Source organism: Frankia sp. CpI1-P, assembly GCF_001421075.1.
Classification (GTDB): domain Bacteria; phylum Actinomycetota; class Actinomycetes; order Frankiales; family Frankiaceae; genus Frankia; species Frankia torreyi.
The window spans coordinates 64,814-88,511 of record NZ_LJJX01000025.1 but is presented as its reverse complement, the minus strand read 5'-3'; the positions used below and the strand labels follow the sequence as shown (position 1 = coordinate 88,511).

Sequence of the window (23,698 nt, the reverse complement as noted above, 5' to 3'; positions counted from 1 at the left end):
CCGCGGGCGCTNCTCTACCCGCTGCACTCCGACCACCCGGCCGACCCGCGCGGGCCGCTGACCGGGCTGCTGCTCGGCGGCCTCGACGGCATCGCCGAGGTCGTCGTCCCGACCGCCCTCGACCCGGCCGACGCGGGCGACACCGCCGGCGCCACGCTGCGGATCCTGCCGGCCGACCTGGTCGCGGCGGCCGCACAGCCGGTGCGCGGCTTCGACACCGCCGCGGGCTGGCTCACCGTCTCCGCGGCGCCGGCGGGACCGGCGGGCCCCGCCACCCCGGCCGGCGACGCGTGGACCCGCGCGGTGGCCGCCGGGCGCCGGGCGCTCGCCGCCGAGATCATCGGTGGCTGCGAGGCGGCGCTCGCGATCGCGGTCGCGCACACCTCGGCCCGGGTCCAGTACGGCCGGTCCATCGCGACCTTCCAGGCCGTGCGCCACCGGCTCGCCGAGGCGCACGTGGCGGTCGAGTCGCTGCGCTCCGAGCTGACGGTGGCCTGGGGCAGCGCGGGGCAGGCCGACGGCGGCGCCTGGGCGGCGCGGCTGGTCAAGCTGCGGGCCGGGCTCGCCCAGGCCGAGGTCATGCGCCATGCCGTGCAGGTCTGCGGCGCGATGGGGCTGTCGCTGGAGAGCGAGCTGCACCGCTTCGTCGCCCGGACCGCCGCGCTCGACCTGCTGCTCGGCGACCACCGCACCCTGGCCGAGCAGCTCGGCACCGAGCTGCTCGCCGGCGCCGAGCTCGAACCGGTCGTCGCGATCTGATCACCGCCGCCGTGGCCGGCGGTCGCCCCGTGCGGCCGCCGGCCACGGCGGCAGGGTCGACGCGCCGAGATGAATGCCATGCAACCGTCCGACACCCCCCGACAGCGCGTCCCCGCCGCGGCGGCGGACCTCGGACCGCGCGCCGCGCGCACCCGTCAGGTCATCGTCGACACCGCCCGCGGGCTGTTCCTGCGCCACGGTTACGCGGGCACCAGCGTCGCCGACATCACCGAGGCGTGCGGCATCTCGCGCGCCGGGTTCTACACCTACTTCCGGGACAAGCGGGAGATCTTCGCCGAGCTCGGGCGGGCCGGATACCAGTCCAGCCTCGCCGTCGTCGCCCGGCTCACCGCGGTGCCCGACGACTGGCCGGCCGCCGCCGTCGAGGAGTGGATCCGGCTCTACTTCACCCATCTCGATCAGCACGGGGCCTTCGCGCTGGCCGCGATGCTGTCCGCGCCGACGGACGCGGCCTTCCGCAACGACTCCCACCGCACGCAGATCCGCGTCGCCCGCAAGCTCGGCGAGTTGCTGCACGCCCGCCAGCGCGATCCCGCCGGCTCGCCGGAGGCGGTCGGCCTGGTCGTGCTCGCGATGCTCGACCGCTGCTGGTACAAGATCCGGGCCACCGAAATCCGGATGGACGAGGCCGACATCATCGCCGAGGCCGCGGCCCTGCTCGTCGCCACGATCCACCCCGGCTGAGCCGGCCCCCGTCCGGCCGGCTGCCCGCCGCCGGGGTCAGGCAGGTTCGGTGGGGCGGCGCACCGCCGAGCGGGGGCGGTCGACGAACTCGACGACGGCACCGTCCGGGTCGTGCAGGAACAGCACCGTGAAGCCGCCGGTCGGCGTGTCCGGCATCGGCATGACCACCGGGTCGTCGACGTCGCCGAGCGCGCCGTCGGCGACGAGCGAGGCGTGCGCCTCGCGGACGTCCTCCACCGCGAGCGCGATCCGGTACAGGCCCTGGACGTTGGCCGGCGGCGTCGCCGTGGCGCCGGCGGGCGCGGGCTGCTGGATGAACTCCAGGGAGAACGTGGGGTCCTCGGGCAGCACCAGCGACGCGGTGGGTCCCGCGGGGCTCTCGCCGCGGTCGCGCACCGTCCAGCCGATCCCGGTGTACCAGGCGATGGTGCGCTCGAGGTCGGTGCAGCGCATCCGCTCGTGGGACAGCAGCGGCAGCCGGCGCGGGTCGCCGGGGGCGGCGGGGATCTCGACGACCTCGATGACGGCACCGTCGGGATCGGTCAGCCGCAGCGCCGGGCGCACGGCGCCGCGGACCGCCAGGCCCTCGGGCACCGGCGTGAATTCGACGCCGGTGGCCTCCAGGCGCGCGGTGATGATGCGCAGGGACTCGACGCGGTAGCCCAGCGCCGAGAACCCGGTGGGCCGCTGGTCGGCGGTGGCGGGCGTGGTGTGCGGCCTGGTCCAGCCGACCAGCTCGACGGCGGGGGCCGAGCGCGGGCCGCGCAGGTCGTAGAGGAACGTGGTGACGCTGGCGGTGCCGGTGCCCAGGCCCATGGTGGCGGTGTCGCCGTCGGTGCTGATCGAACGCATCCGCGGCTCGCCGGCGAACAGCGCCAGGTGGAAGGCGGCGGAGCGGTCGACGTCGACGGTGTTGAGGTTGCAGTGGAGCACGGCGTGGGCGTGGTGGGCCGGGCGGGCCGACTGGGCCGGGTCGCCGGCCGGCGACGGCGCCGGGGCGCCGCTCGCCGTCGACTCGGTGCTGGTGGTCATGGGGCGCCTCCGGGAAGGGGAGCCGGATCGGCCGCGGGGACCACGGCCGGTCCGGCGGTGCGGTCACGTTCGGTAGGGCTACGCGGTGACGCTCGGCGGACCGTCACGGGCCCGGCACCGCGGCCATCGGGCTCCGCCTGACCCTAGCCAAAGTTGACACTTCCGCCAACACTTGTCCCGAACCCGGCTCGGGCTGCCCCGCGGCGTCAGCCCGGCCCGGCAGCTCAGACAGCCCGGCAGCTCAGACGGCGGCGGTGGCGGCGGCCCAGGAGGCGGCGATGTCGTCGACCGTGGTGACGCGGGCGAGCATGGCGATGGTGTTCGCCAGAATCTGNTCGCCGTACTCGGCCGGGGTCGACGCGGCCGCGTCGCGCGGGACGATGACGCGGAAGCCCTCGTGGACGGCCTCCCCCACCCCGAGCGGGATCGCGACGTTCAGCGAGACGCCGGCGATGACGACCGTGTCCACCCGGTGCCCGCGCAGGACCGGCAGCAGCTCGGTGCCCCAGGTCGGCGACAGGCCGTGGTGGCGCGGGATGATCAGGTCGGTGGGGTCGAGCAGGTCGGGCACGACCTGGGTGGCCGGGTGGCCGGGGCCCCAGTCCTTGCTGCTCTGGGCGGCGGTCCGCCACAGCGGCGCGGTCCCGGGGTCGGTGGAACCCAGCCAGCCCTCGAACGTGGCGTGCACGACGAGCGCACCGGCGGACCGCGCGGCGGTCACCAGCCGGCGCAGGCCGTCGCGGATGTCGGCCGAGTCGGCCGCGAGCGCCGGCAGCATGGAGTCCGGGCCGAGCACCCCGTTCTGGCACTCCACCAGGACGACCGCGCTGGTCCGGGGGTCGATCGGCCGCGGGGGGCGCTTGCCCGGAGTGTCGTTGTTTGACATCATCGTCAAACATTAACGCTCGGAGCTTCGACGGAGTAGCCCGTGCCGACGAAACACATCCCGGATCCCTGCCTCGCCGACATCCTGCACCGCAATGCGGAGCGGTTCGGCGACGTTCCCGCCTACCTGTACGAGGGGCGCAGCGTCACCCATCGTGAGCTGCTGCGTCGCGCGACGGCCATCGCGGCGGCCCTCGCCCGGGCCGGCCTGCGCCGCCAGGACCGGGTGGCCCTGCTCGGTCGCAACAGCATCGCCTTCGGCGAGGTGCTGGCCGCCGGGCAGCTCAGCGGCCTCGTCATCGCAACCGTCAACTTCCGCCTCGCGGCGCCCGAGATCGCCCGGATCCTCACCGACGCGAAGCCTCGGGCGATCTTCGTCGACGCCGAGTTCCTGCCGATCGTGGCGGCGCTGCGCGCGGAGCTCGGCCTCGAGCTGGTCGTCCGCCTCGACGACCCGGCCGCGGGCAGCGCGGGCGGCGAGGTCGTGGGGCTGGCGGAGTTCCGCGACGCCGCGCTCGACGACGCGCTGCCGTTCGCCGCCCGGCCCGACGACATCGCCTGCCTGATCTACACCAGCGGCACCACCGGCCGGCCGAAGGGCTGCATCATGGGCCAGCGGGAGATGTTCCGCGTCGGCCAGACGATGAACGTCGAGATGCGCACCGGCAGCGACGACCGGATCCTGCTGGTGATGCCGCTGTTCCACATCGGCGCGATGGCGATGGCCTTCGGCCTGCACGCTCGCGGCGGGACCGCGGTGCTGCACCGGCAGTTCGAGCCGGCGGCGCTGCTGGCCACGGTGCCGGCCGACGGCATCACCGTGCTGCACCTGGCGCCGAGCATGCTGCAGGCGGTGCTGACCGAGGCCGGGGCGGGGCCAGGGGTGGCCGACCCGGCGCCGGTGGGGGCGCTGCGCGGGGTGCGCTCCATCGTCTACTCGGCCGCGCCCATCACGGCGCCGACGCTGGCTGCGGCGCTCGCCGCCATGCCGGACACCGGCTTCCTCAACCTGTACGGCCAGACCGAGGTGATCACCTCCGGGCTGCCCCGCGAGCTGCACCGCGGCTCGGGGCCGGACCGGGACCNCCGGCTCACCTCCGTCGGCTTCCCCTACCCGGACACCGAGATCCGCATCCTCGACGACGACGGCGTCGAGTGCCCGCCCGGCGTGCCCGGCGAGATCGTCGTGGCCTCCCCGGCGATGTTCCGCGGCTACTGGAACGACTCGGCGACCACCGGCGTGACCCTGGCCGACGGCTGGTGCCACACCGGCGACGTCGGCGTCTTCGACGAAGAGGGCCTGCTGCACCTCGTCGACCGCAAGAAGGACGTCATCATCAGCGGCGGGGAGAACATCTACTCCCTGGAGGTCGAGGACGCCGTGCTCACCCATCCCGCCGTCGTGCAGTGCGCCGTGGTCGGCGTGCCCGACGAGCGGTGGGGCGAGGCCGTGTGCGCCGTCGTCGTCCTCGCGCCCGGTGCCGAGAGTGGCGCAGGCGCCGAGCTCATCTCGGGCGAACTGCGCGAGCACGTGGCCACCCGGATCGCCCGCTACAAGTCGCCGCGGTACGCGGTGATCGTCGACGAGCTGCCCGTCCTGCCGACCGGAAAGATCGACAAGAAGGCGCTGCGTGCCCGGCTGGCGGCCGCGCCGCGAGAGGCGCCGCGAGAGGTGCGTGCATGACCTACCGCTACATCGACTACGACACGCTCGCCGACGGCCGGATCGCCCGGATCACCCTCAACCGGCCGAAGGCGCGCAACGCCCAGAACCGGGGCCTGCTCGTCGAGCTCGGGGAGGCGTTCGCGCGGGCGGAGGCCGACGACGGCGTGCGCGTGGTGATCCTGCGCGGTGCCGGCGCGTCGTTCTCCGCGGGCCACGACCTCGGCACCCCGGAGAGCCTCGCCGAGCGCGACCCGGACGGCCCCGATCTGCACCCGACCTTCCTGTGCAACGGTGCCTCCTACGGCGGCGCGGAGAACCGCACCCGCCAGGAGTGGCACTACTACTACGAGAACACGAAGCGCTGGCGGAACCTGCGCAAGATCACCATCGCCCAGGTGCACGGCAACGTGCTGTCCGCCGGGCTGATGCTGGCCTGGTGCTGCGACCTCATCGTGGCCGCGGACAACACCGTGTTCGCCGACGTCGTCGGCACCCGCCTGGGCATGTGCGGGGTGGAGTACTTCGCCCATCCCTGGGAGTTCGGCCCGCGCAAGGCCAAGGAGCTGCTGCTCACCGGCGACTCCCTCGGCGCCGACGAGGCGCACGCGCTCGGCATGGTCAGCAAGGTCTTCCCGGTCGCGGAGATCTCCGAGCGGACGGTGGAGTTCGCCGCCCGGATCGCGAAGGTCCCGACGATGGCGGCGCTGCTGGTCAAGGAGTCGGTCAACCAGGCGCAGGACGCGATGGGCTTCAGCTCGGCGCTCGACTCCGCCTTCACCCTGCACCAGCTCAACCACGCGCACTGGAGCGAGGTCTCCGGCGGCAAGGTGTACGTCGGCACCGCCGAGTACGGCCTGGACGACTGGCGCAACGCCCCCGCGATCCTGCCAGCCGACAAGAACCGGCCTTAGCGCCCACCGCCCGGCACCGCCGTACAGCACCGCCGTACAGCACCGTCTGAGCCACCGCGTTCGCGAGCAGTCGCGACGCGGTGGCTCACGCATGTCCGCCGACTGAACGCTTGTTCAGCTTTCTGAACGGTACTTTGACACGGCGACAGCGATCCGTGAGTGTCATCACATCCCCTCACCATCTTTCCCCGCCCCCTTTTCCCCGGAAGAGAGCGGCGATGATCCTCGACCCTGGAGCGCGTCATGATCACCACTGAGAAGCATGCCGAGGTCCGCGAGCTGCTCGACGCCGAGCGGGCGGCCGGGCGACGGGTCGCCATGGTCGGCACCAGCGGCGGCACCCACTCCGGGCACATCTCCCTGGTCGAAGAGGCGAAGAAGGAGTGCGACGTCGTCGCGGTGTTCTGGAACGGCGCGCTGAAGCTGGAATGGGCCTCCGGCGGCGTGCAGGCCTACAACCGCGACCTCGCCCACGACCAGGCGCTGTTCGAGGCGGCCGGTGTAGACGTGTTCTACATCCCGCTGCGCCACGACCTCTACCAGCGGCCCTCGAACACCTTCATGGCCATGCCGGGGATGCTGCGGCACCTGACCGGCATGCCCGAGGGCGAGCACATGGAGCTGCTCGTCACGATGGTCGCCACCCTGCTCAACATCGCGGGGCCCTGCCTGACGTTCTTCGGCGAGAAGGACTGGCAGCAGCTGGTGATGTTCCAGCGGATGGCCGAGGACCTGCACCTGCCGTCGCGGGTCATCGGCTGCCCCACCCGCCGGGAGCCCGACGGGGTGGCGATCTCCAGCCGCAACACCAAGCTCTCCCCCGAGCAGCGCGCCGCCGCGCCGGCGCTGTACGCCGCGCTGACCGCCGCGGCCGACGCGATCGCCGCCGGGGAACGCGATGCCCGCGCCGCGGCCGAGGTCGCCCTGGCCCGGCTGCGCCCGGTCGCCGACCCGGACTACATCGTCGCCGTCGAGGCGGCGACGCTGCGCCCGCTGGACACCCTCGACCCGGCCGCGGACGGCGGCCCCAGCGACGGCGAGGTCCGCCTGCTCGCCTCGGTCCGCTTCGGCACCACGCCGCTGGTCGACAACATCGGCGTCACCGTCCCCACCGCCTGACCGCCGCTCACCCACTCGCCCACTCGCCTGCTCGCCCCCTGACAGGAGCGCCCCATGGATGTCGGTGACCTCATCCTCGTCAGCGTCGACGACCACGTCGTCGAGCCGCCCACCATGTTCGACGCGCACATCCCCGCCCGCTATCGCGACCGCGCGCCCCACGTCGTCGAGACCGCGGACGGCAACCAGATCTGGACCTACGAGGGGCAGATCACCCCCAACATCGGCCTCAACGCGGTCGCCGGCGTGCGCCCGGAGGACTACGGCTTGGACCCGACCCGGTTCGACCAGATGCGGCCGGGATGTCACGACATCGACGAGCGCATCCGGGACATGAACGTCAACGGAGTGCTGGCCAGCCTGAACTTCCCGACCTTCGCCCAGTTCTGCGGCCAGTTCCTGACCCGGGCCACCNCCGACCGCGAGCTCGGGCTCGCCGTCGTGCGCGCCTACAACGACTGGCACATCGACGAGTGGGCCGGCGCCCACCCCGGCCGGATCATCCCGCTGGCCGTCATGCCGCTGTGGGACGCCGAGCTCATGGCCGACGAGATCCGCCGGGTGGCCGCGAAGGGCTGCCGCGCGGTGACCTTCTCGGAGAACCCGGCGAAGCTCGGCCTGCCGAGCCTGCACAACCGCTCCTGGGACCCGTTCTGGGCGGCCTGCGCGGAGACGGGCGTCGTCGTCTGCCTGCACATCGGCTCGTCGTCGCAGGTGCCGGTGACCGCCGAGGACGCGCCGATGGAGGTCTCCATCGCGCTCAGCCCGATGAACACCCAGTCGACCCTGACCGACCTGCTGTTCTCCGGCGTGCTCCCCCGCTACCCGGACCTGCGGATCGCGCTGTCCGAGGGCGGCATCGGCTGGATCCCCTACACCCTCGAGCGCTGCGACTACGTCTACCGCCACCACCGCGCGTGGACGGGCACCGAGCTCGGCGACCGGCTGCCCAGCGAGCTGTTCCGCGACCAGATCTACAGCTGCTTCATCGACGACCCGGCCGGGCTCGTGCTGCGGGAGCGGGTCGGCCTGCACACGATCATGTGGGAGTGCGACTACCCGCACGGCGACTCGACCTGGCCGAACAGCCCCGAGGAGCTGGCCCGCTCGCTGGCCGGCATCCCCGACGACGAGGTCAACGCGATCACGCACCTCAACGCGCTGCGGGCGTTCGACTTCGACGCCTTCTCCCACCGCCCGCGCGAGCGTTCCACCGTCGCGGCGCTGCGGGCCGAGGGCGCCGACGTCGACCTGACGCTGCGGCACATCCTGCGCGAGCACCGCGGCAGCACCCCGGGAGAGCTCGCCGCGATCGCCGTGCAGGCCGCGGGCAAGGGATGAGCGGCCCGCACCAGCAGCAGACCCGGTCGTACCGGTCGCACCGAGAGGACGGCACATGAGGCTTCAGGGCAAGGTCGCGCTGGTCACCGGCGGTACCGCCGGCATCGGCGCCGGGATCGTGCGGATGTTCGTCGACGAGGGCGCATCGGTGGCGTTCACCGGCCGCAACGAGTCCACCGGCACCGCGCTGGAGAAGGAGTTACGCGACGCCGGCGGCACCGCGACGTTCGTGCGCGCCGACAACCAGATCGAGTCCGACGTCGCGGGCGCCATCGCCNCAACCGTCGACGCCTACGGCCCGGTCACCGTGCTGGTGAACAACGCGGCGGCGACGGACGTGACGATCAGCGGCGTCGACAACCACGTCGACGAGATCACCAACGAGGACTTCGACTACACCGTCCGCACCGCGCTGTACGGGACGCTGTGGGCCAGCAAGTACGCGATCCCGCACATGCGCGCGGCGGGCGGCGGCTCGATCATCAACATCTCGGCGTCGTCGAGCATCCTGTCCGTGCGCTCCCGACCCGCCTACCAGGCGTCCAAGGGCGCGATCAACTCGCTGACCCGGCAGATGTCGGTCGACTACGGCCCGGACTCCATCCGCGCCAACGCGATCATCGTCGGGTTCATCAACACCGACGGCGACACCATGCGCAAGCTGCTCGCCGACGAGGAGTACATGCACGTCATCCGCAGCATGCTGTCGCTGCCGCGGCTCGGCGAACCCGCCGACATCGCCGCGGCCGCGGTCTACCTGGCCGCCGACGAGTCGAAGTACGTCACCGGCACCCAGCTCACCGTCGACGGCGGCGCGACCAGCCACCAGCCGGTCGTCCCCCGCGTCGTCCCGAACGAGCCGGTCGCCGGCTAGTCCGCGCCCCCGCGCCCCGCGCCCCGCGGACGGTGCGCGTGGGAGCGGCGCCAGCTGTCTCCTCCACAGGGATATCTCGGACGTGCAACCCTGTGGACGAGACAGGAAGGCCCGCTCCCACGCATCCGCCGGGCGGCAGGCGGCGACTCAGCCGGGCGGCGACTCAGCCGGGCGGGACGCTCAGGCGGGCGGCGGGCTGCCGAGCACGCCGTCCTTGACCAGCCGGTCGATCTCCTCGGCGTCGTAGCCGAGCTCGCGCAGCACCTCGCGGGAGTGCTCGCCGAGCGCCGGCGCGGCCAGGCGCATCACCGGATGCGCGTCGTCGAACTGGGCCGGCGCGCCGGGCAGACGCAGCCCGGGGCGGGTCGGATGGGCCATGAGGTAGCCGTTGTCGACGACGGCCGGGTCGCCGACGACCTCCTCCGGCACCGCGTAGAACGAGAAGATGCAGTCCTGCTCCCGCAGCCGGGCGTCGAACTCGGCGCGGGTGAGCGCGCCGATCGCCGCCCGGAACCGGTCGCCCAGCTCGCCCCAGGCGGACCGGCGCGACGCGGCGTCCGGGTAGGCGTCGATCAGCTCGGGCAGGCCGACGGCGGTGCAGGCGGGCGCCCAGTAGCGGGCCTCGTCGAGCATCACGAGGTTGACGAAGCGGCCGTCGCCGGTGCGGTAGGTGTTGACCAGGGGGCTGCGCGGGCCGCCGCCGGTCATCTGCATCTGGCGGCCGGTCAGCGAGCTGTAGGCGAGGTCGGGGCCCATCGTCCAGGTCGCGCCGTTGAGCAGGGCGGTGTCGACGACGACGCCCTTGCCGGTGCGCAGGACGTGGACGAGGCCGGCGCAGACCGCGCCGGCGAGGTACATGCCCGTCGGCACGTCGCCGAGGGCTGGGCGCTGCATCGTCGGCTCCGGCGCGTCCGGCGCGGTGAGGACGTGGGCGACGCCGCCGCGGGCCCAGTAGGAGACCCCGTCGTAGCCGCCGGCCTCGGCGTCCGGGCCGGCCTGGCCCTGGCCGTGGCCCTTGGCCACGACGAGCTTCGGGTTGATCGCCAGCAGGTCCGCGGGCTCGGTGCGCAGCTTGCGCCGCACCCGGGGCAACTGGTTGGTGATGTAGACGTCCGCCCAGCGGACGAGCCGTTCGAACACGGCCCGGCCGGCCGCCGTCTCCACGTCGAGCGCGACGCCCCGCTTGTTGCGGTTGACCAGCTCGAACATGAACTCCTCGCCATCGGCCTCGGGAACGAGGCGGTTGGCGTGGATCTGGCGCATCGGATCGCCGGTGGGCCGTTCCAGCTTGACGACGTCCGCGCCGAAGTCGGCCAGCGCCGCCGCGGCGGACGGCACGAAACCGTGCTCGGAGAACTCCAGCACCTTGATACCCGTGAGCGGAAACGTCATAAGATCAACACCTGGTCTCCCTATGGTCGGCCTGCCGGCCGCACCCCACGATGATCACCAAGATCGGGATCACCTCGTCAGTCCGTCGGGGCGACCAGAACTTGACGGAATCATCAAGTTTCCCCCGCGCCAGCCCGGCACGGGGGCGGTTCGGCCGCCCACGCCCCGCGTGGNGGCGCCGCCGATGCGTTGACGCTCCCGCCAGGACGTTCCTAGAATTGTGTTCTACATCGCGGCTGCCGGCTTGACCACACCTCGTTCCCCGCCGCGATCCCCGCGGCGAGGCGCGGGCCCCGGAGCCGACCGACGTTCCCCGCTTGACCACCCGACGCCCCGGCCGCAGGCCGGCGAGCGAGCGGGCACTCACGCCCAGGAGGCACAACGCATGGATCTCGGCATCGCCGGCAAGGTCGTCTTCTTAACCGGCGGGAGCAAGGGGATGGGCCGCGAGGCCGCCCGCCTGCTCGCCGCCGAAGGCTGCAAGGTGGCGATCGTCGCCCGGACGAAGACCGCCATCGACGAGGCGGTCGAGCAGATCACGGCCGACGGCGGCACCGCGATCGGGGTCCCGGCCGACCTCACCGACCGCGCCGACGTCGACCGGGCGGTCGCCGAGGTCACCTCGACGTTCGGCCCGCCGCTGATCGTGATCGGCCAGACCGTCTTCAACATCCCGGGCGACTTCGAGGACATCACCGAGCCCGAGCACTACGTCGACTCGTTCCGCAGCTACACGATGAGCCAGGTCTACCTGCTGCACGCCGTGCTGCCCGGGATGCGCGAGGCCGGCTGGGGGCGCTTCGTCCACATCGGCTCGGCGACCGCCAAGGAGCCGGTGGGNGCGATCCACCACGCCATCGCCAACGCCACCCGCCCGTCGACGATCGGCCTGCTCAAGACCGTCTCCGACGAGTACGCCCGCTACGGCATCACCGTGAACACGGTCGCGCCGGGCTGGATCGAGACCGCCAACGCGATCGCCTACATGGACGCCAACGTCGGCGTGNACGACGAGCAGGCCCGCCGCGAATGGATGCGCACCAACGCGCGGGTGCCCGCCGCGCGCCTCGGCCGTCCGGACGAGATCGCCTCGATGATCGTCTACCTGTGCTCGGAGCAGGCCGGCTACGTCACCGGCAACTGGATCGAGGTCGACGGCGGCCATCACCGCTCGGCGTTCTGATCCGCGCCGGGATCGGATCGCCGCAGCCGGTCCGAGGCCGGCACCCCTCCCCTCGCCGACAGCGCTCCCATCGCCGGGAGCGCTCCCATCGCCGACAACGCTTCCATCGCCGACAACGCTTCCATCCTGACGGTAGTCTTAGTAGTGTTACAGCTCATAGAGCTGCGTCACGTTCACCGACGAGGAGCAGGGAGAAATCCGGTGCGTTCCTCCGTCCTCTGTAAGCGTCAAGGAGTGTCATGCAGGTCGAAGACCTTATCCTGATCAGCGTCGACGACCACGTCGTGGAGCCGCCCACGATGTTCGACGCGCACATCCCCGCGAAGTACAAGGACCGGGCTCCGCACATCGTCAAGGGCCCCAACGGCGGNGACCTGTGGGCGTTCGAGGACGGCTTCGCCCCGAACGTCGGCCTCAACGCCGTCGCCGGCTGTCCCCCGGAGGAGTACGGGCTCGACCCGACCGAGTACGCCCAGATGCGCCCCGGCTGCTATGACGCCGACGAGCGCGTGCGGGACATGAGCGCCGGCGGCGTGCTCGCGGGCATCAACTTCCCCACCTTCCCGCACTTCTGCGGCCAGCTCTTCCTGCGCGCGAAGGACAAGGACCTCGCGCTGGCCAGCGTGCGCGCCTACAACGACTGGCACATCGACGAGTGGGCCGGCTCCCACCCGGACCGGCTGATCCCGATCACCCTGCCCGTCCTGTGGGACCCCGAGCTCGCCGCCGAGGAGATCCGCCGGGTCGCGGCGAAGGGCGCCCACGCGGTGACCTTCTCGGAGAACCCGACCAAGCTGGGCCTGCCGAGCTACCACACCGAGTACTGGGACCCGTTCCTGCGCGCCTGCGCGGACAACAACGTGGTCGTCAACATCCACATCGGCTCGTCGTCGTCGATGAACATCACCGCCCCGGACGCCCCGCCGGAGGTCATGATCGCCCTGACCCCGGTGAACAGCCTGATGGCGGTCACCGACCTGGTCTTCTCCGGGATCTTCAAGCGGATCCCGAACCTGCAGATGGCCCTGTCCGAAGGCGGCATCGGCTGGCTGCCCTACGCCCTCGAGCGCGCCGACTACGTCTACCAGCACCACCACGCGTGGACGTTCACCGACCTCGGCGGCCGGCTGCCCAGCCAGGTCTTCTACGACCACATCTGGACCTGCTTCATCGACGACCCGGTGGGCGTGAAGCTGCGCGACCAGGTCGNCATCGACAAGATCATGTGGGAGCTGGACTACCCGCACTCGGACTCCACCTGGCCGCACGGTCCCGAGAAGCTGTTCAAGGACCTCGCCGGGGTCTCGGACGCCGACATCAACAAGATCACCCACGAGAACGCGATGCGGGCGTTCTCGTTCGACCCCTTCGCCATCCGGCCGAGGGAGAAGTCCACCGTCGCCGCGCTGCGCGCCGAGGCGGCCGACGTCGACATCGAGCCCAAGAGCATGGGCCGCCGCAAGGCGGAGGCCGACTCCGGCAACGCCTCGCTGCTGGGCTCGGTGGCCGCCACGGGCGCAGGCCAGTAGTCCCACCTGCAGGTGCCCCCACCATCCGCGCGGGTCGGCCCCGGCCGGCCCGCGCGTCCACCTGCAAGGCCTGNACGGTGGCGGGGGCGGAATCCGAACCGCTGACCTGACCGAGCGCCTCACGGGTGACCGCTGAAAGTGCTCTCCCCTTTCGATCCGGCCGTATGTTTCGGTGCCGGCAGGGGTGCTGCACCCGAAGGTTCGGCTTCGTCGGCCGCACCGGATCCGGCGTTCCGTGTGGCCGTCGGTCCCGCTGGACGGCAAGGGACGCACTCCGATCGGCTGAACACGGATAGCGGCCGGTTCCGGCGTAGATGAGGACCCCGCCCACCGACCGNCTCGGCCAGGGTCGGGCCGTCGACGTACTCGGTGACCAGATACGGCGGGTCGGCGGTGGTGTCGACGTCGAGGACCGCCGCCGTGCAGAATCGCGCGACGCGGCGGGCGCTGTCCGCCTCGTGCTTGAACCGGCGGCGAAACCCGGCCAGCTGGGCGAGATCCGGGCGGATCAGCTTGCTGCGAGGACGTGCTCGGAGAGGAGCATCCGCAAACGGTCGCCACGGCCGATGATCTCGCGCAGGATCTTACCGTCCTCGGTCCTCATGACGAGGCCCAGACACTCACCTCGCTGTTCGCCGAGACACGCGGGAAGACTCGGAGACGGCCGCAGCCCAGGCTGCGGTCACGGGATCCTGCGGTCACGGGATCACAGCTGCGAGACGTAGCCGCCCGAGACCGGCGTTGTTGGCCAGGATGTCGAGGCGGCCGAAGTCGGTCCTGGCCCGATCGACCGTGTTACCGCGGGCCGGTGCGCACGACCGCGACCGGGCAGGCGGCGTGCAGGACGCACTGGTGGCTCACCGAGCCGAGGACCAGCTCGGCGAAGCCGCCCCGACCCCGGCTGCCGACGACGAGGAGCTGGGCGTCGCCGGACTCCCGCAGCAGGGCCTGGGCCGGCAGGTCGCCCGTGACGACCGCGTCGACGTTCGCCCTCTCCCCCACGCCGTCGGCCACCGCCGCGTCGAGGGTGCGCTGCGCCTGTCCCACCAGCGACTGCTGCCAGGAGGCGATCAGGGCCGGGCCCACGACGTTGCCGCTGCCCCAGGCGTGCACCACCCGCAGCTGGACGCCGCGCGCCTCGGCCTCGACCGCGGCCCAGGTCAGGGCGGCGAGCGAGGACGGCGAGCCGTCGACCCCGACGACCACCGGCCGGCTGTCGCGCTCCTCGACCGCGGGGACGGATCCGCGTGTCACCACGACCGGCACCGGCGCGTGGTGCACGACGCCCTGACTGATCGAGCCGGCCAGCATCCGGTGCACCGGCCCGTGCCCCCGCGCCCCCACCACGATCATCTCGGCCGTGCCCGCGTTCTTGATCAGTGCTTCGACCGGGTCGGCCTCGACGACCAGCTGACCTACCGCGCCCCGCCCGTCCTGGCCGACCCGCCCGTCCTGGCCGACCACGTCCACGACGGCCCGGTCGAGGACCGCCGCCGCGGCCCGGGCCAGCGCGTCGTGGTCGGCGTGGGGGGCGGCGCGGTACACGCCGCGCGGACCCTCCGCCGTCCAGCCGAACACGGCCGTGACCGGTCCGGGCCGCAGCCGCGCCTCCCGCACGGCCCACCGCAATGCGCTCTCGGATCCCGCCGAACCGTCGACTCCGACAAGAATGGTTCCGGTCCTCATCTGCGCCTCCCGCATCCTCGCCCCACCGGGCAGCCGGTTGCTTCCTGCACTGACTGTCGCGATTGGCGGCCGTGCGGACGACCGACTTTCGAACAGAGATCGCGCGGCGTTGGTAGGGGATTTTCGGGACGTTCGTCACAGGCCCGCGGCGCCGACGGNGGCGAGCTCGTCGATCGCCCTCGTCCGTCGCCCTCGTCCGCCGACCTCGTCAGTCGACCTCGTCAGTCGAGCTCGACCATCCGGTGGACGTCCAGGGCGACCATCAGGTCGATCCAGGAGGCATAACGCTCGACCTCATGCCCGTCACGGGTCACCCGAAGGACCCGGGACGGGCGGTCGGGAACGGTCCGGACGACCGCTTCCTCGATCAGATACCTCTGTGGGGTCATCCACTTCACGGGCACAGCCCCTCGTCCGCCCGTGTTCGGGATCAGCGATCCCGGCCGAACACCCTGGCCGGGTCCTCGATGAGGTTGCCCTTCCGGTCGTAGACGGCGACCCCCAACGATCTCAGTACCAGGGCGCTGCGGCGCAGATGGTGGGCGCACAGCAGGATGTCGACCTCATGGGCATGCGTCTCGCCCGGGGCGAGCACGATCTGCGCGACCGGCTCGGAGGGGCAGCAGCAGGACCGGCTGCCGGGCTCGATCGCCCGGTGCGGCGGGCGCGGGTCCACGACGGCCGTACCGTTCTGCGCGTCCGGGCTGGACGCCACGGCCGACCGGGACAGGTGAATGCCGGGGAGATTCATGAGATGACCATCCCGCGGCGGCCACCCGGCCACACGGGCCGATCGTCCTGCCCGGGCGGACCAACGGTCTCCCCGCCCGGAGTCGGGCATGCCACACCGGGGTGGCGGCGCGGACGGTGCCCNATCCCCCGGGCCGCACCGGGGCCAGGCCAGAAGTCCAGAGTGGGACGTTGGCGGCTCCGCCTGACCGAGCGGGAAGAGCGCCGTATCGTCCTGCGCATGGAGACGATCCGGGTGTTCATCCTCGACGATCACGAGATCGTGCGCAACGGTCTACGACAGACCCTCGAACGCCACGACGACATCGAGGTCGTCGGCGAGGCCGGTCTCGCCGCCGAGGCGCTGCGCCGGATCCCGGCTCTCCTGCCGAACGTCGCCGTCCTCGACNGGCGGCTCCCCGACGGAAGCGGCATCGACGTGTGCCGGGACATCCGCTCCGCCCACCCCGACATCGCCTGTCTGATCCTGACGTCCTACGACGACGACGAGGCGCTGTTCTCCGCCATCATGGCGGGCGCGGCCGGTTACGTGCTCAAGGAGATCCGTGGCAACGACCTCGTGAGCGCCATCCGTTCGGTCGCAGCCGGGCAGTCGCTGCTCTCCCCGTCGGTCACCCGCCGGGTGCTCGAACGCATGCGCGAGGGGCCGAAGAAGGATCCGGCGCTGGCGTCCCTCAGCGCCCGGGAACGCGAGATCCTTCAGTACATCGCCGAAGGTCTCACCAACCGGCAGATCGGTACCCGGGTGCACCTGTCCGAGAAGACGGTCAAGAACTACGTCTCCAGCATCCTGGAGAAGCTCGACATGACCAGCCGGACACAGGCCGCGGTCTACGCGCTGAAGCTGACCGGCGAGGACTGACCGACCTGCCGGGAACCGGCCACCCTGCCGCAACCCCGCCCCGGGCCACGGCAGGAAGATCGCGCGCTCAGCCCGAGGGCGCCACGGCCAGGGCCTCGACGTGCTGGGTGAGCCCGTCGCGGGCGCGGGGGTCGGCGACGTGGGCGATGATGTCGCGGGCCTGCCCCTGCACGCTGCGCCCCCACAGCGAGGCGGTGCCGNGCTCGCTGACGAGGTAGCTGTGCTGGAAGCTGGTCGTCGGTTCACCGAGGGACGCCACGACCGTCGAGGTGTCCGACTTGGCATGCCAGCTCGGCAGCGCGATCACCGCATGGCCACCCGCCGCGTGCAGGGCACCGGCGACGAAGTCGGGCTGTCCACCGAAGCCGGACCAGACCCGCCCCCGCACGTGGGAGGCGTTCACCTGCGCGTGCAGGTCCACCTGCAACGCGGTGTTGATCGACATCATCGCCGGNCGGCGGGCGATCGTGCCGGGATCGTTCACGGTCTCGGTACGCAGCAGCCGCACCCGCGGGTTGCGATCCACCCAGCCGTACAGCTCCGCCGAACCGAACAGGAAGCTGGTGACCAGATCGGCACCGGTATCGAGCGCACCGGCCCGATCGAGGGCCAGCACACCGTCGGAGAACGTCTCGGTCCACACGCGCAACCCACGGCGGCCGGTCAGCGCGGCGAGCGTGGNGTTCGGCACCCCACCGATCCCGAGCTGCAGGGTCGCACCATCGACGACCAGGGCAGCGACCCGCTCCCCGATCGCCCGCCCCACCTCGTCACCCGCTCTCACCGCNGGCTGTGACAGCGGCTGCTCCGCCTCGACGGCCAGATCGATCATCTCCAAGGACAGCTCCCCGTCCCCGAACGTGTACGGCATCGCCGGATTGAGCTGGGCGACGACCAGCCCCCCGCCGGCCCGCGCCGCCTCCACCGCCGCCGGCAGGATGTTGACCTCGGTGCCGAGCGACACCCGCCCGTTCACCGGCGGGCTGGTGTGCACCACGACGACATCCGGACGGTAGGGCCCGGCGAGCAGCCGGGGAACCAGGCTCAACCGGCACGGCACGTACTCCAACGTCGCCAGCCCCCGCATGCCGGGACCGACGAACGGCGTCACATGCGACACCCCCGCCCGCACCGGCAGGCCCGCCTGCGGATTGAGCACGAACAACCGGTAGGACTCGACGACCTCGTCCACCACCCGCAGGGCCACCCCCGGACTGGCGAAGTTCCCCGACGCCACCACCACCGGCCGCCGCCCGGCGGCCCCGTCACCGCGGCCGGCAAGATGCCCCGCGACCAGCTGGCCAAGCAGGGACGTGCTGACGATTCGCATACCCCCATCGTCCCAATCCACGGCCGCGGCGCATCAGGTACCCGGCCTTCACCGCTCGCGGCCGGCCCGAGGGCAGCCCCTACGGCGCCGGCACCTCCGCCGGCGCCGGTACCTCCGCCGGCGCCGGTACCTCCGCCGGTGCCGGTGCCTCCGCCGCGGCGGCGCCGAGGCGCTCCCGCTGCTGGTACCGGACGAACGCGAAGGCATCCCGCGCCGCCTCGACGTTGTCGTGCGCCAACCGGCCGCCGAACGACTCCCGGATCGCCGTCTCGACCGAAGCGAGCGACACGACGCCGGTCAGCGCGGCAAGACCGCCCAGCAGGGCAGCGTTGGGCAGCGCGAGCCCGAGCTCACGCCGCGCGATCTCGCTCGCGGGCACCGCCACCGTTCGCTCCGGCCGGCGGCCGGCGGCCGCCGCCAGCCCGAACCGGCCGGCGGCACCGGTGGCGTCGATCAGGACGTAGCCGTCCGGGCCGAGGCCGTCGAACACCTCGTGAACGCCCAGCAACGCCGGGTCGCGAACCACGACGGCGTCCGGCGTGAGCACCGGCTCCCGGGCGGGCAGCGGCCGGTCGTCGATCCGGCAGCAGGCGACCGTCGGGGAGCCGGTCCGTTCCTGGCCGCCGACGCGGAAGGCCTGCCCGTGCCGACCGTCGGTGTACGCCGCGACGGACAGCAGCTCGGCGGCGGCCAGCACGTCCTGACCGCCGAACCCATGGATACGAACCGTGAACATGAAGGATCATCCCCTTGCCGGCGAGACGCCTCCCTGCGGCGACCCTCGTTCGGGACGATCCTCCGCAGACGGCTCCCGATCGAGGGCCGAAGGTCCGGGCCGGTGTGTCGTTCGTCCCTGTCCACCGCAGGCCGGCGGGGAGATCCTCGACACAGGGCCGCCGCGTGGCACCGCGCGGCCCCCACGGGCCCCGTGCCGCCGACGTCCAGGAGGCAGGTCGTGCGCGCCGACGAGATCATGACACCCAAGGTCTGCGTGGTGACCCCCGACACCCCACTCAAGGAGGTGGCCGTCTTCCTCGTCCACCGCGGGGTGGGCGCCGTCCCCGTCGTCGACGAGGACGGCAGGCTGCTCGGCATGATCACGGAGGCCGACCTCATCGCGGTCGAGTCCACCCCCGACCCTCGCCGCCACCTCCGCCGCGACCTGCCGATCGACGACCGGGTGCCGCTCACCGCCGGCGAGGCGATGACCAGCCCCGTCGTGGCCGCCCGCACCGACACCGATGTCGCGGACATCATCCAGACGATGCTGTCCGAGCACATCACCCGGATGCCCATCCTTGATCAGGATCAGCGCCTGGTCGGCCTGGTGAGCCGCAGCGACCTGCTCCGTCCGCTGGCCCGCCCCGACGCCGAGATCGCCGCGGACGTGCGGGACGTGCTCGCCCGGTGGGACGGCGGCCTGCGCCCGACCGTCGAGGTCACCGAGGGCGAGGTGACCCTCGTCGTCGCGGGCCTGCCCGAGCCGGAGACGGCGTTGCGGCTGGTGCGGGCGGTGCCGGGCGTGCTCGCGGCCCGGTTGAACCCCGGCGAGGACGAGCAGCCCGGGTAGGCGCCGGCCGGCGGCATCCCTGTATACAGGGATGCACTGTGACCTCCTGGCCGATCATCCCGACCCTGCGCGGCTACCGGGCCGCCTGGCTGGGTCGGGATCTCGCCGCCGGGCTGACCCTCGCCGGCGTCGCCGTACCGGAGCAGGTCGCCACCGCGGGCCTGGCGGGCGCACCGGCCTGGGCCGGCCTGTACGCCTTCGTCGCCGGATCGCTGATGTTCGCCGTGCTCGGCCGCCATCCCCAGCTCTCGGTGGGGGCCGATTCGACGATCGCGCCGCTGCTGGCCGCGGCGGCGGCGACCGTCGGCTCCCCGGGCAGTCCGCCCTACGTCCAGTCCCTCGCGATCCTCGCGGTGATGGTCGGACTGCTGGTCACCGCGGTCGGTCTGCTCCGGCTCGGCTGGGTCTCCCAGTTCCTGTCCACGCCGGTGGTCACGGGGGTGCTGGCGGGCATCGCCGTGCAGATCCTCGTCCGCCAGCTCCCCGCCGTCCTGGGCGTCCCCGGGGAGGGGACGAACACCATCGGCCGGTTACGTGCCGTCGCCGGCCGGCTCGGCCACACCAACGGCTGGGCGGTGGCCATCGCGGCGTTCGTCCTCGCTGTGATCGTCGCGGGCGAACGCCTCGACCGCCGCATACCGGGTGCGCTGCTCGGCGTGATCGGATCGACCGTGGCGGTCGCCTGGCTCGGGCTGGGCTCCCGGGGCGTCGAGACGGTCGGCCCGGTCCAGGCCGGCCTGCCGACCGTCGGCCTGCCGTCGGCGCCGTGGAGCGAGGTGCGCCACCTCCTGCCGGCGGCGCTGGTCGTCACCTTCCTGTGCGTGATCCAGACGGCGGCGACCGAGCGCGGGGCCGCCCCGGCCCCCGGGACCGCGGGCGACTTCGACCGCGACCTGGTGGCCGTGGGTGCCGGCAGCCTGCTGGCGGGTCTCGGGGGATCGTTCGCGGTGAACGCGAGCCCGCCGCGGACCGCGATCGTGGTCGCGACGGGCGGCCGCACGCAGGTCTGCGCCGTGGTCGCGGCCGGCCTCACGCTCGGCTTCGTCACCGGGGCCGCCGGCGTGCTGCGGAATCTGCCGCAGGCCGCCCTCGGCGCCATCCTCGTCTTCGTCGCGTCCCGGCTGCTGCGGATCACCGAGCTGCGCACGATCCGGCGGTTCGACCGGCTCGAGTACGCGCTGGCCGTCGTCACGACCGCGGCGGTGGCGCTGGTCGGGGTCGAACAGGGCGTCATCGTGGCGATGGTGCTGGCGCTCGCGGACCGCACCTGGCGGGCCGCCCGTCCCGCCGATGTGGTGCTGGGCCGCGAACCCGGTACCGATCACTGGATTCCGGTCGACGTCGGGCAGCCCACCGAACAGGTGCCCGGCGTGGTCGTCTACCTGCTCTACGGCCCGCTCTGGTACGGCAACGCCGACCACACGGCCGCCCGCATCCGCGACCTCGTCGACGCGGCGCGCTCACCGGTGCACGCCTTCGTGCTCGACGCCGGCGGCATCTCCGACATCGACTACACGGCCGCACAGACCCTGCGGGACCTGCTGCACAGGCTGCGCCGACGGGGCGTCACCGTCGGGATCGCCCGGTCGTCCCACCTCGTCCACCACGACCTGGTGCACGCCGGCCTGCTCGCCGCGCTCGGCCCGGACCGCCTGTTCATGACGGTCGAGGACGCGGTGGTGGCCCTGGCCGTGATGGGATGAGACATGCTCTCCGGTGACGGCGGCCAGGCCGCCCGGGTCTGGCATGCGCTCAACCCCGACGAGGCCGCCGCCGCCCTCGACGTCGATCCGGCCGAGGGGCTGGCGAGCGTGGAGGCCGCCCGCCGGCTGGCGCGGTACGGCCCGAACACGCTCGCCGAGCCCGCCGTCGAGCCGGTCTGGAGGCTGTTCCTCCGGCAGTTCGCGGACCTGCTGATCGCCATCCTGGCGGTGGCGGCGATCGTCAGCGCGGTCGTGTCGAAGTCGCTCGAGACGCCGATCGTCATCGGCGTCGTCGTGCTGGTGAACGCCACGCTGGGTTTCATCCAGGAGACCAGGGCCCGGGCCAGCCTCGCCGCGCTGCGCGGCATGCTGACCGCGACCGTGTCGGTGCGCCGCGACGGCACCGAGAAACAGATCGACCCGGCGGACCTGGTGCCCGGCGACATCGTGCTGCTGGCCGCCGGTGACCGGATCCCCGCCGACGGGCGGCTGGTGGAGGCGGCCACGCTGGCGGTCGGCGAGTCGACCCTGACCGGGGAGGCCGCACCGGTCGGCAAGGGCACCGGCGCGGCACCGCCCGACGCGGCGCTGGCCGACCGGTCCGACATGGTCTACATGAACACGGTCGTCACCCGCGGCCGCGGGCTCGCGGTCGTGACCGCGACCGGCCGGGGCACCGAGATCGGCCAGATCGCCGAGCTGCTCGAACAGACGCCGGTCCGACGCACGCCGCTGCAGCGTCAGGTCGACCAGCTCGGCCGGACCATCGCGGCGATCGCCGCCGCCGTGGTCGTCGTCGTGGTCGTGCTCGGGGTCGTCCAGGGACGCGACCTCGCGGACCTGTTCCTCACGGGGGTGTCGCTGGCGGTCGCCGCCATCCCCGAAGGGCTGCCCGCGGTCGTCGCGTTCACCCTCGCGATGGGCACGTCCCGGATGGCGAAACGCAACGCGATCGTCAAACGGCTCGCCGCGGTGGAGACGCTCGGGTCGACCTCGCAGATCTGCACGGACAAAACCGGCACCCTGACGCGCAACGAGATGACCGCCACCGCGATCTGGTCCGGTGGCCGGGAGCTGAGCGTCACCGGGCTCGGCTACGGCCCGGACGGCCGCCTCCACGACGGGGACGGTGCCCCGGCCAGCCTGCCACCCGTGGCCGTCGAGGTGCTCGCGCTGTGCTCGGACGCGACCGTCGGCGACGGGCAGCTCGTCGGCGACCCGACCGAGGGCGCGCTGGTGGCCCTCGCCGCCAAGAGCGGAGTGGACGTGGGCGCCCGGCGCCGGCGCCGACCCCGCCTCGCCGAGGTCCCGTTCGACGCGGACTACCGGCTGATGGCGACCGTGCATCCCGTCGAGGATGTCGCCGATGGAGCCGATGGAGCCGACGGAGCCGATGGAACCCAGGCGGCCGGCGGCGGGCGGCGGGCTCCCGCGGCCGACGGCGGCGCCGGCCGGTCGACCCGCCTGCTCGTCAAGGGCGCTCCGGACGCGCTGCTGGAACGGTCGACCGCCCAGCTCGACCGCACCGGCGACGTGGTCGAGCTCGACGACGCCCGCCGGAAGAGCTGGCGCGAGGCCAACGCCGTCCTGTCCGACCGGGGACTGCGGGTGATGGCGCTGGCCTACCGCGATGATCCTCCCGGCGCGGTTGCGCTGCCGCCGGGCGATCCGCTGTCCGGGGTGGCGCGGTTGGCGATGATCGGGCTCGTCGCGATCGTCGACCCGCCGCGGGAGTCGGCCGGACCGGCGCTCGCCGCCTGCCGCGAGGCCGGCATCCGGGTCCGGATGGTGACCGGCGACCATGCCGGAACCGCCGCGGCCATCGCCGGCCAGCTCGGTCTCGACGGCGACGTCGTGCTCGGCCGAGACCTGGACGGCTGGGACGACGAGGAGCTGCGCCGCCGCCTCGACGGCATCGCCGTGATCGCCCGGGTCGCGCCGCAGCACAAGATCCGCATCGTGCAGGCGTTGCAGGAACGCGGCGACATCGTCGCGATGACGGGCGACGGCGTGAACGACGCCCCGGCGCTGAGCATGGCGGACATCGGCGTCGCGATGGGCCGTTCCGGCACCGACGTCGCCAAGGACGCCGCGGCGATGGTGCTCACCGACGACGACTTCGCCACCGTCGTCGAGGCGGTGCGCTCCGGTCGCGGAATCTACGACAACATCGTGAACTTCGTGAAGTTCCAGCTCACCACGGCGATCGCCTTCGTGGTGATCTTTCTCGTCGCGGGATCCGCGGACATCATGGCCGGCGCGCCGTTCACCCCGGTGCAGATCCTCTGGGTCAACCTGATCATGGACGGCCCGCCGGCGATGTCACTCGGGGTGGACCCGCCCGCCCCCGACACGATGCGCCGCCCGCCCCGACCGGCCGGGGAACGCCTGCTGACGGGCC

The 23,698-nt window shown here is 72.8% G+C and carries 19 protein-coding genes and 15 pseudogenes; 21 read left to right on the top strand and 13 right to left on the bottom strand.

Translation table 11 applies throughout. The features are described from left to right. Nucleotides 1-12 precede the first annotated feature (12 nt). Both FF86_RS17520 and FF86_RS17515 read left to right on the top strand, forming a co-directional pair. A partial coding sequence (locus tag FF86_RS17520) for an acyl-CoA dehydrogenase family protein (RefSeq protein WP_242418953.1) occupies nt 13-759 on the top strand: 747 nt, incomplete at its 5' end. A gap of 78 nt (nt 760-837) precedes the next feature. Further along, entirely contained in the window at nt 838-1,464 is a 627-nt protein-coding gene (locus FF86_RS17515; protein WP_236705797.1) for a TetR/AcrR family transcriptional regulator, read from the top strand. 36 nt (nt 1,465-1,500) lie between these two features. On the opposite strand, the gene FF86_RS17510 is transcribed toward FF86_RS17515, so the two are convergent. The 3 genes and pseudogenes from FF86_RS17510 to FF86_RS17505 form a co-directional block, all read right to left on the bottom strand. Next, nucleotides 1,501-2,496, bottom strand: coding sequence for a VOC family protein (locus FF86_RS17510; RefSeq protein WP_044885802.1), 996 nt, complete (start codon nt 2,494-2,496; stop codon nt 1,501-1,503). 241 nt (nt 2,497-2,737) lie between these two features. Next, a pseudogene (locus FF86_RS63705) lies at nt 2,738-2,830 on the bottom strand (cysteine hydrolase); the annotation flags it as partial. 1 nt (nt 2,831) lies between these two features. Then, nucleotides 2,832-3,385: cysteine hydrolase (locus FF86_RS17505; protein WP_396229924.1), on the bottom strand; the 554-nt coding region annotated here is incomplete at its 3' end. Nucleotides 3,386-3,424: 39 nt separating this feature from the next. On the opposite strand from FF86_RS17505, the pseudogene FF86_RS51030 reads away from it, so the two are divergent. The 8 genes and pseudogenes from FF86_RS51030 to FF86_RS17480 all read left to right on the top strand — a co-directional run. Further along, nucleotides 3,425-4,466 (top strand): annotated as a pseudogene (locus FF86_RS51030) (AMP-binding protein); the annotation flags it as partial. A 1-nt stretch (nt 4,467) separates the two neighbouring features. Further along, the coding region (locus FF86_RS51025; RefSeq protein WP_242418952.1) for a class I adenylate-forming enzyme family protein at nt 4,468-5,065 on the top strand (598 nt) is incomplete at its 5' end. Next, on the top strand, nt 5,062-5,958 hold the full coding sequence (locus tag FF86_RS17495) for an enoyl-CoA hydratase (protein ID WP_055407074.1): 897 nt from the start codon (nt 5,062-5,064) through the stop codon (nt 5,956-5,958). The genes FF86_RS51025 and FF86_RS17495, both read left to right, overlap by 4 nt. Before the next feature lie 243 nt (nt 5,959-6,201). After that, nucleotides 6,202-7,077 (top strand): pantoate--beta-alanine ligase, encoded by an 876-nt coding sequence (locus FF86_RS17490; RefSeq protein ID WP_044885799.1) that lies wholly within the window; start codon nt 6,202-6,204, stop codon nt 7,075-7,077. 54 nt (nt 7,078-7,131) lie between these two features. After that, nucleotides 7,132-7,491: pseudogene (locus FF86_RS51020) on the top strand (amidohydrolase); the annotation flags it as partial. 1 nt (nt 7,492) lies between these two features. Beyond that, nucleotides 7,493-8,418 (top strand): amidohydrolase family protein (locus FF86_RS17485; RefSeq protein ID WP_242418951.1); only part of this gene is annotated, 926 nt, incomplete at its 5' end. A 55-nt stretch (nt 8,419-8,473) separates the two neighbouring features. Continuing rightward, nucleotides 8,474-8,695 (top strand): annotated as a pseudogene (locus tag FF86_RS51015) (SDR family NAD(P)-dependent oxidoreductase); the annotation flags it as partial. Between the two features lies 1 nt (nt 8,696). Next, nucleotides 8,697-9,292: SDR family NAD(P)-dependent oxidoreductase (locus tag FF86_RS17480; RefSeq protein ID WP_242418950.1), on the top strand; the 596-nt coding region annotated here is incomplete at its 5' end. Between the two features lie 180 nt (nt 9,293-9,472). On the opposite strand, the gene FF86_RS17475 is transcribed toward FF86_RS17480, so the two are convergent. Further along, nucleotides 9,473-10,684, bottom strand: coding sequence for a CaiB/BaiF CoA-transferase family protein (locus FF86_RS17475; RefSeq protein ID WP_044885796.1), 1,212 nt, complete (start codon nt 10,682-10,684; stop codon nt 9,473-9,475). A 385-nt stretch (nt 10,685-11,069) separates the two neighbouring features. On the opposite strand from FF86_RS17475, the pseudogene FF86_RS51010 reads away from it, so the two are divergent. The 6 genes and pseudogenes from FF86_RS51010 to FF86_RS50990 all read left to right on the top strand — a co-directional run. Continuing rightward, a pseudogene (locus tag FF86_RS51010) lies at nt 11,070-11,524 on the top strand (SDR family NAD(P)-dependent oxidoreductase); the annotation flags it as partial. A gap of 1 nt (nt 11,525) precedes the next feature. Further along, a pseudogene (locus FF86_RS51005) lies at nt 11,526-11,690 on the top strand (SDR family oxidoreductase); the annotation flags it as partial. 1 nt (nt 11,691) lies between these two features. After that, nucleotides 11,692-11,867, top strand: a 176-nt coding sequence (locus FF86_RS51000; RefSeq protein WP_242418962.1) for an SDR family oxidoreductase, incomplete at its 5' end; no start/stop codon positions are given. 239 nt (nt 11,868-12,106) lie between these two features. After that, nucleotides 12,107-12,237 (top strand): annotated as a pseudogene (locus FF86_RS66870) (amidohydrolase); the annotation flags it as partial. A 1-nt stretch (nt 12,238) separates the two neighbouring features. Continuing rightward, a pseudogene (locus FF86_RS50995) lies at nt 12,239-13,076 on the top strand (amidohydrolase family protein); the annotation flags it as partial. A gap of 1 nt (nt 13,077) precedes the next feature. After that, nucleotides 13,078-13,396: amidohydrolase family protein (locus FF86_RS50990; RefSeq protein WP_242418949.1), on the top strand; the 319-nt coding region annotated here is incomplete at its 5' end. A 338-nt stretch (nt 13,397-13,734) separates the two neighbouring features. Here the strand turns inward: FF86_RS50990 and FF86_RS50985 are convergent. The 4 genes and pseudogenes from FF86_RS50985 to FF86_RS17450 all read right to left on the bottom strand — a co-directional run. Then, nucleotides 13,735-13,911, bottom strand: a pseudogene (locus FF86_RS50985) (serine/threonine protein kinase); the annotation flags it as partial. 280 nt (nt 13,912-14,191) lie between these two features. Next, a complete protein-coding gene (locus FF86_RS17460; RefSeq protein ID WP_095212215.1) occupies nt 14,192-15,082 on the bottom strand; it encodes a universal stress protein in 891 nt (296 codons plus the stop codon). A 221-nt stretch (nt 15,083-15,303) separates the two neighbouring features. Continuing rightward, on the bottom strand, nt 15,304-15,471 hold the full coding sequence (locus tag FF86_RS34280; protein WP_157866958.1) for a hypothetical protein: 168 nt from the start codon (nt 15,469-15,471) through the stop codon (nt 15,304-15,306). A 41-nt stretch (nt 15,472-15,512) separates the two neighbouring features. Beyond that, complete coding sequence (locus tag FF86_RS17450) at nt 15,513-15,833, bottom strand: hypothetical protein (RefSeq protein WP_236705795.1); 321 nt, start codon at nt 15,831-15,833, stop codon at nt 15,513-15,515. 219 nt (nt 15,834-16,052) lie between these two features. Between FF86_RS17450 and FF86_RS50980 the strand changes: the two are divergent. Next, nucleotides 16,053-16,220 (top strand): annotated as a pseudogene (locus FF86_RS50980) (response regulator transcription factor); the annotation flags it as partial. Nucleotide 16,221: 1 nt separating this feature from the next. Beyond that, on the top strand, nt 16,222-16,694 hold a 473-nt coding region (locus FF86_RS17445), incomplete at its 5' end, for a response regulator transcription factor (RefSeq protein WP_242418948.1). Between the two features lie 67 nt (nt 16,695-16,761). On the opposite strand, the pseudogene FF86_RS50975 reads toward FF86_RS17445, so the two are convergent. From FF86_RS50975 to FF86_RS33425, 5 genes and pseudogenes are all read right to left on the bottom strand, one after another. Continuing rightward, a pseudogene (locus FF86_RS50975) lies at nt 16,762-16,894 on the bottom strand (4-hydroxybutyrate CoA-transferase); the annotation flags it as partial. A gap of 1 nt (nt 16,895) precedes the next feature. After that, nucleotides 16,896-17,148 (bottom strand): annotated as a pseudogene (locus FF86_RS50970) (acetyl-CoA hydrolase/transferase C-terminal domain-containing protein); the annotation flags it as partial. A gap of 1 nt (nt 17,149) precedes the next feature. Beyond that, a pseudogene (locus tag FF86_RS50965) lies at nt 17,150-17,375 on the bottom strand (4-hydroxybutyrate CoA-transferase); the annotation flags it as partial. Nucleotides 17,376-17,482: 107 nt separating this feature from the next. Then, a pseudogene (locus tag FF86_RS66865) lies at nt 17,483-18,024 on the bottom strand (4-hydroxybutyrate CoA-transferase); the annotation flags it as partial. Between the two features lie 79 nt (nt 18,025-18,103). After that, nucleotides 18,104-18,760, bottom strand: coding sequence for a 2-oxoacid:acceptor oxidoreductase family protein (locus FF86_RS33425; protein WP_063870428.1), 657 nt, complete (start codon nt 18,758-18,760; stop codon nt 18,104-18,106). Nucleotides 18,761-18,979: 219 nt separating this feature from the next. On the opposite strand from FF86_RS33425, the gene FF86_RS33420 reads away from it, so the two are divergent. The 3 genes and pseudogenes from FF86_RS33420 to FF86_RS66860 all read left to right on the top strand — a co-directional run. Continuing rightward, on the top strand, nt 18,980-19,594 hold the full coding sequence (locus FF86_RS33420) for a CBS domain-containing protein (RefSeq protein ID WP_044885789.1): 615 nt from the start codon (nt 18,980-18,982) through the stop codon (nt 19,592-19,594). 38 nt (nt 19,595-19,632) lie between these two features. Then, entirely contained in the window at nt 19,633-21,297 is a 1,665-nt protein-coding gene (locus tag FF86_RS17425) for a SulP family inorganic anion transporter (RefSeq protein ID WP_199865406.1), read from the top strand. A gap of 3 nt (nt 21,298-21,300) precedes the next feature. Beyond that, a pseudogene (locus FF86_RS66860) lies at nt 21,301-23,698 on the top strand (cation-translocating P-type ATPase); the annotation flags it as partial.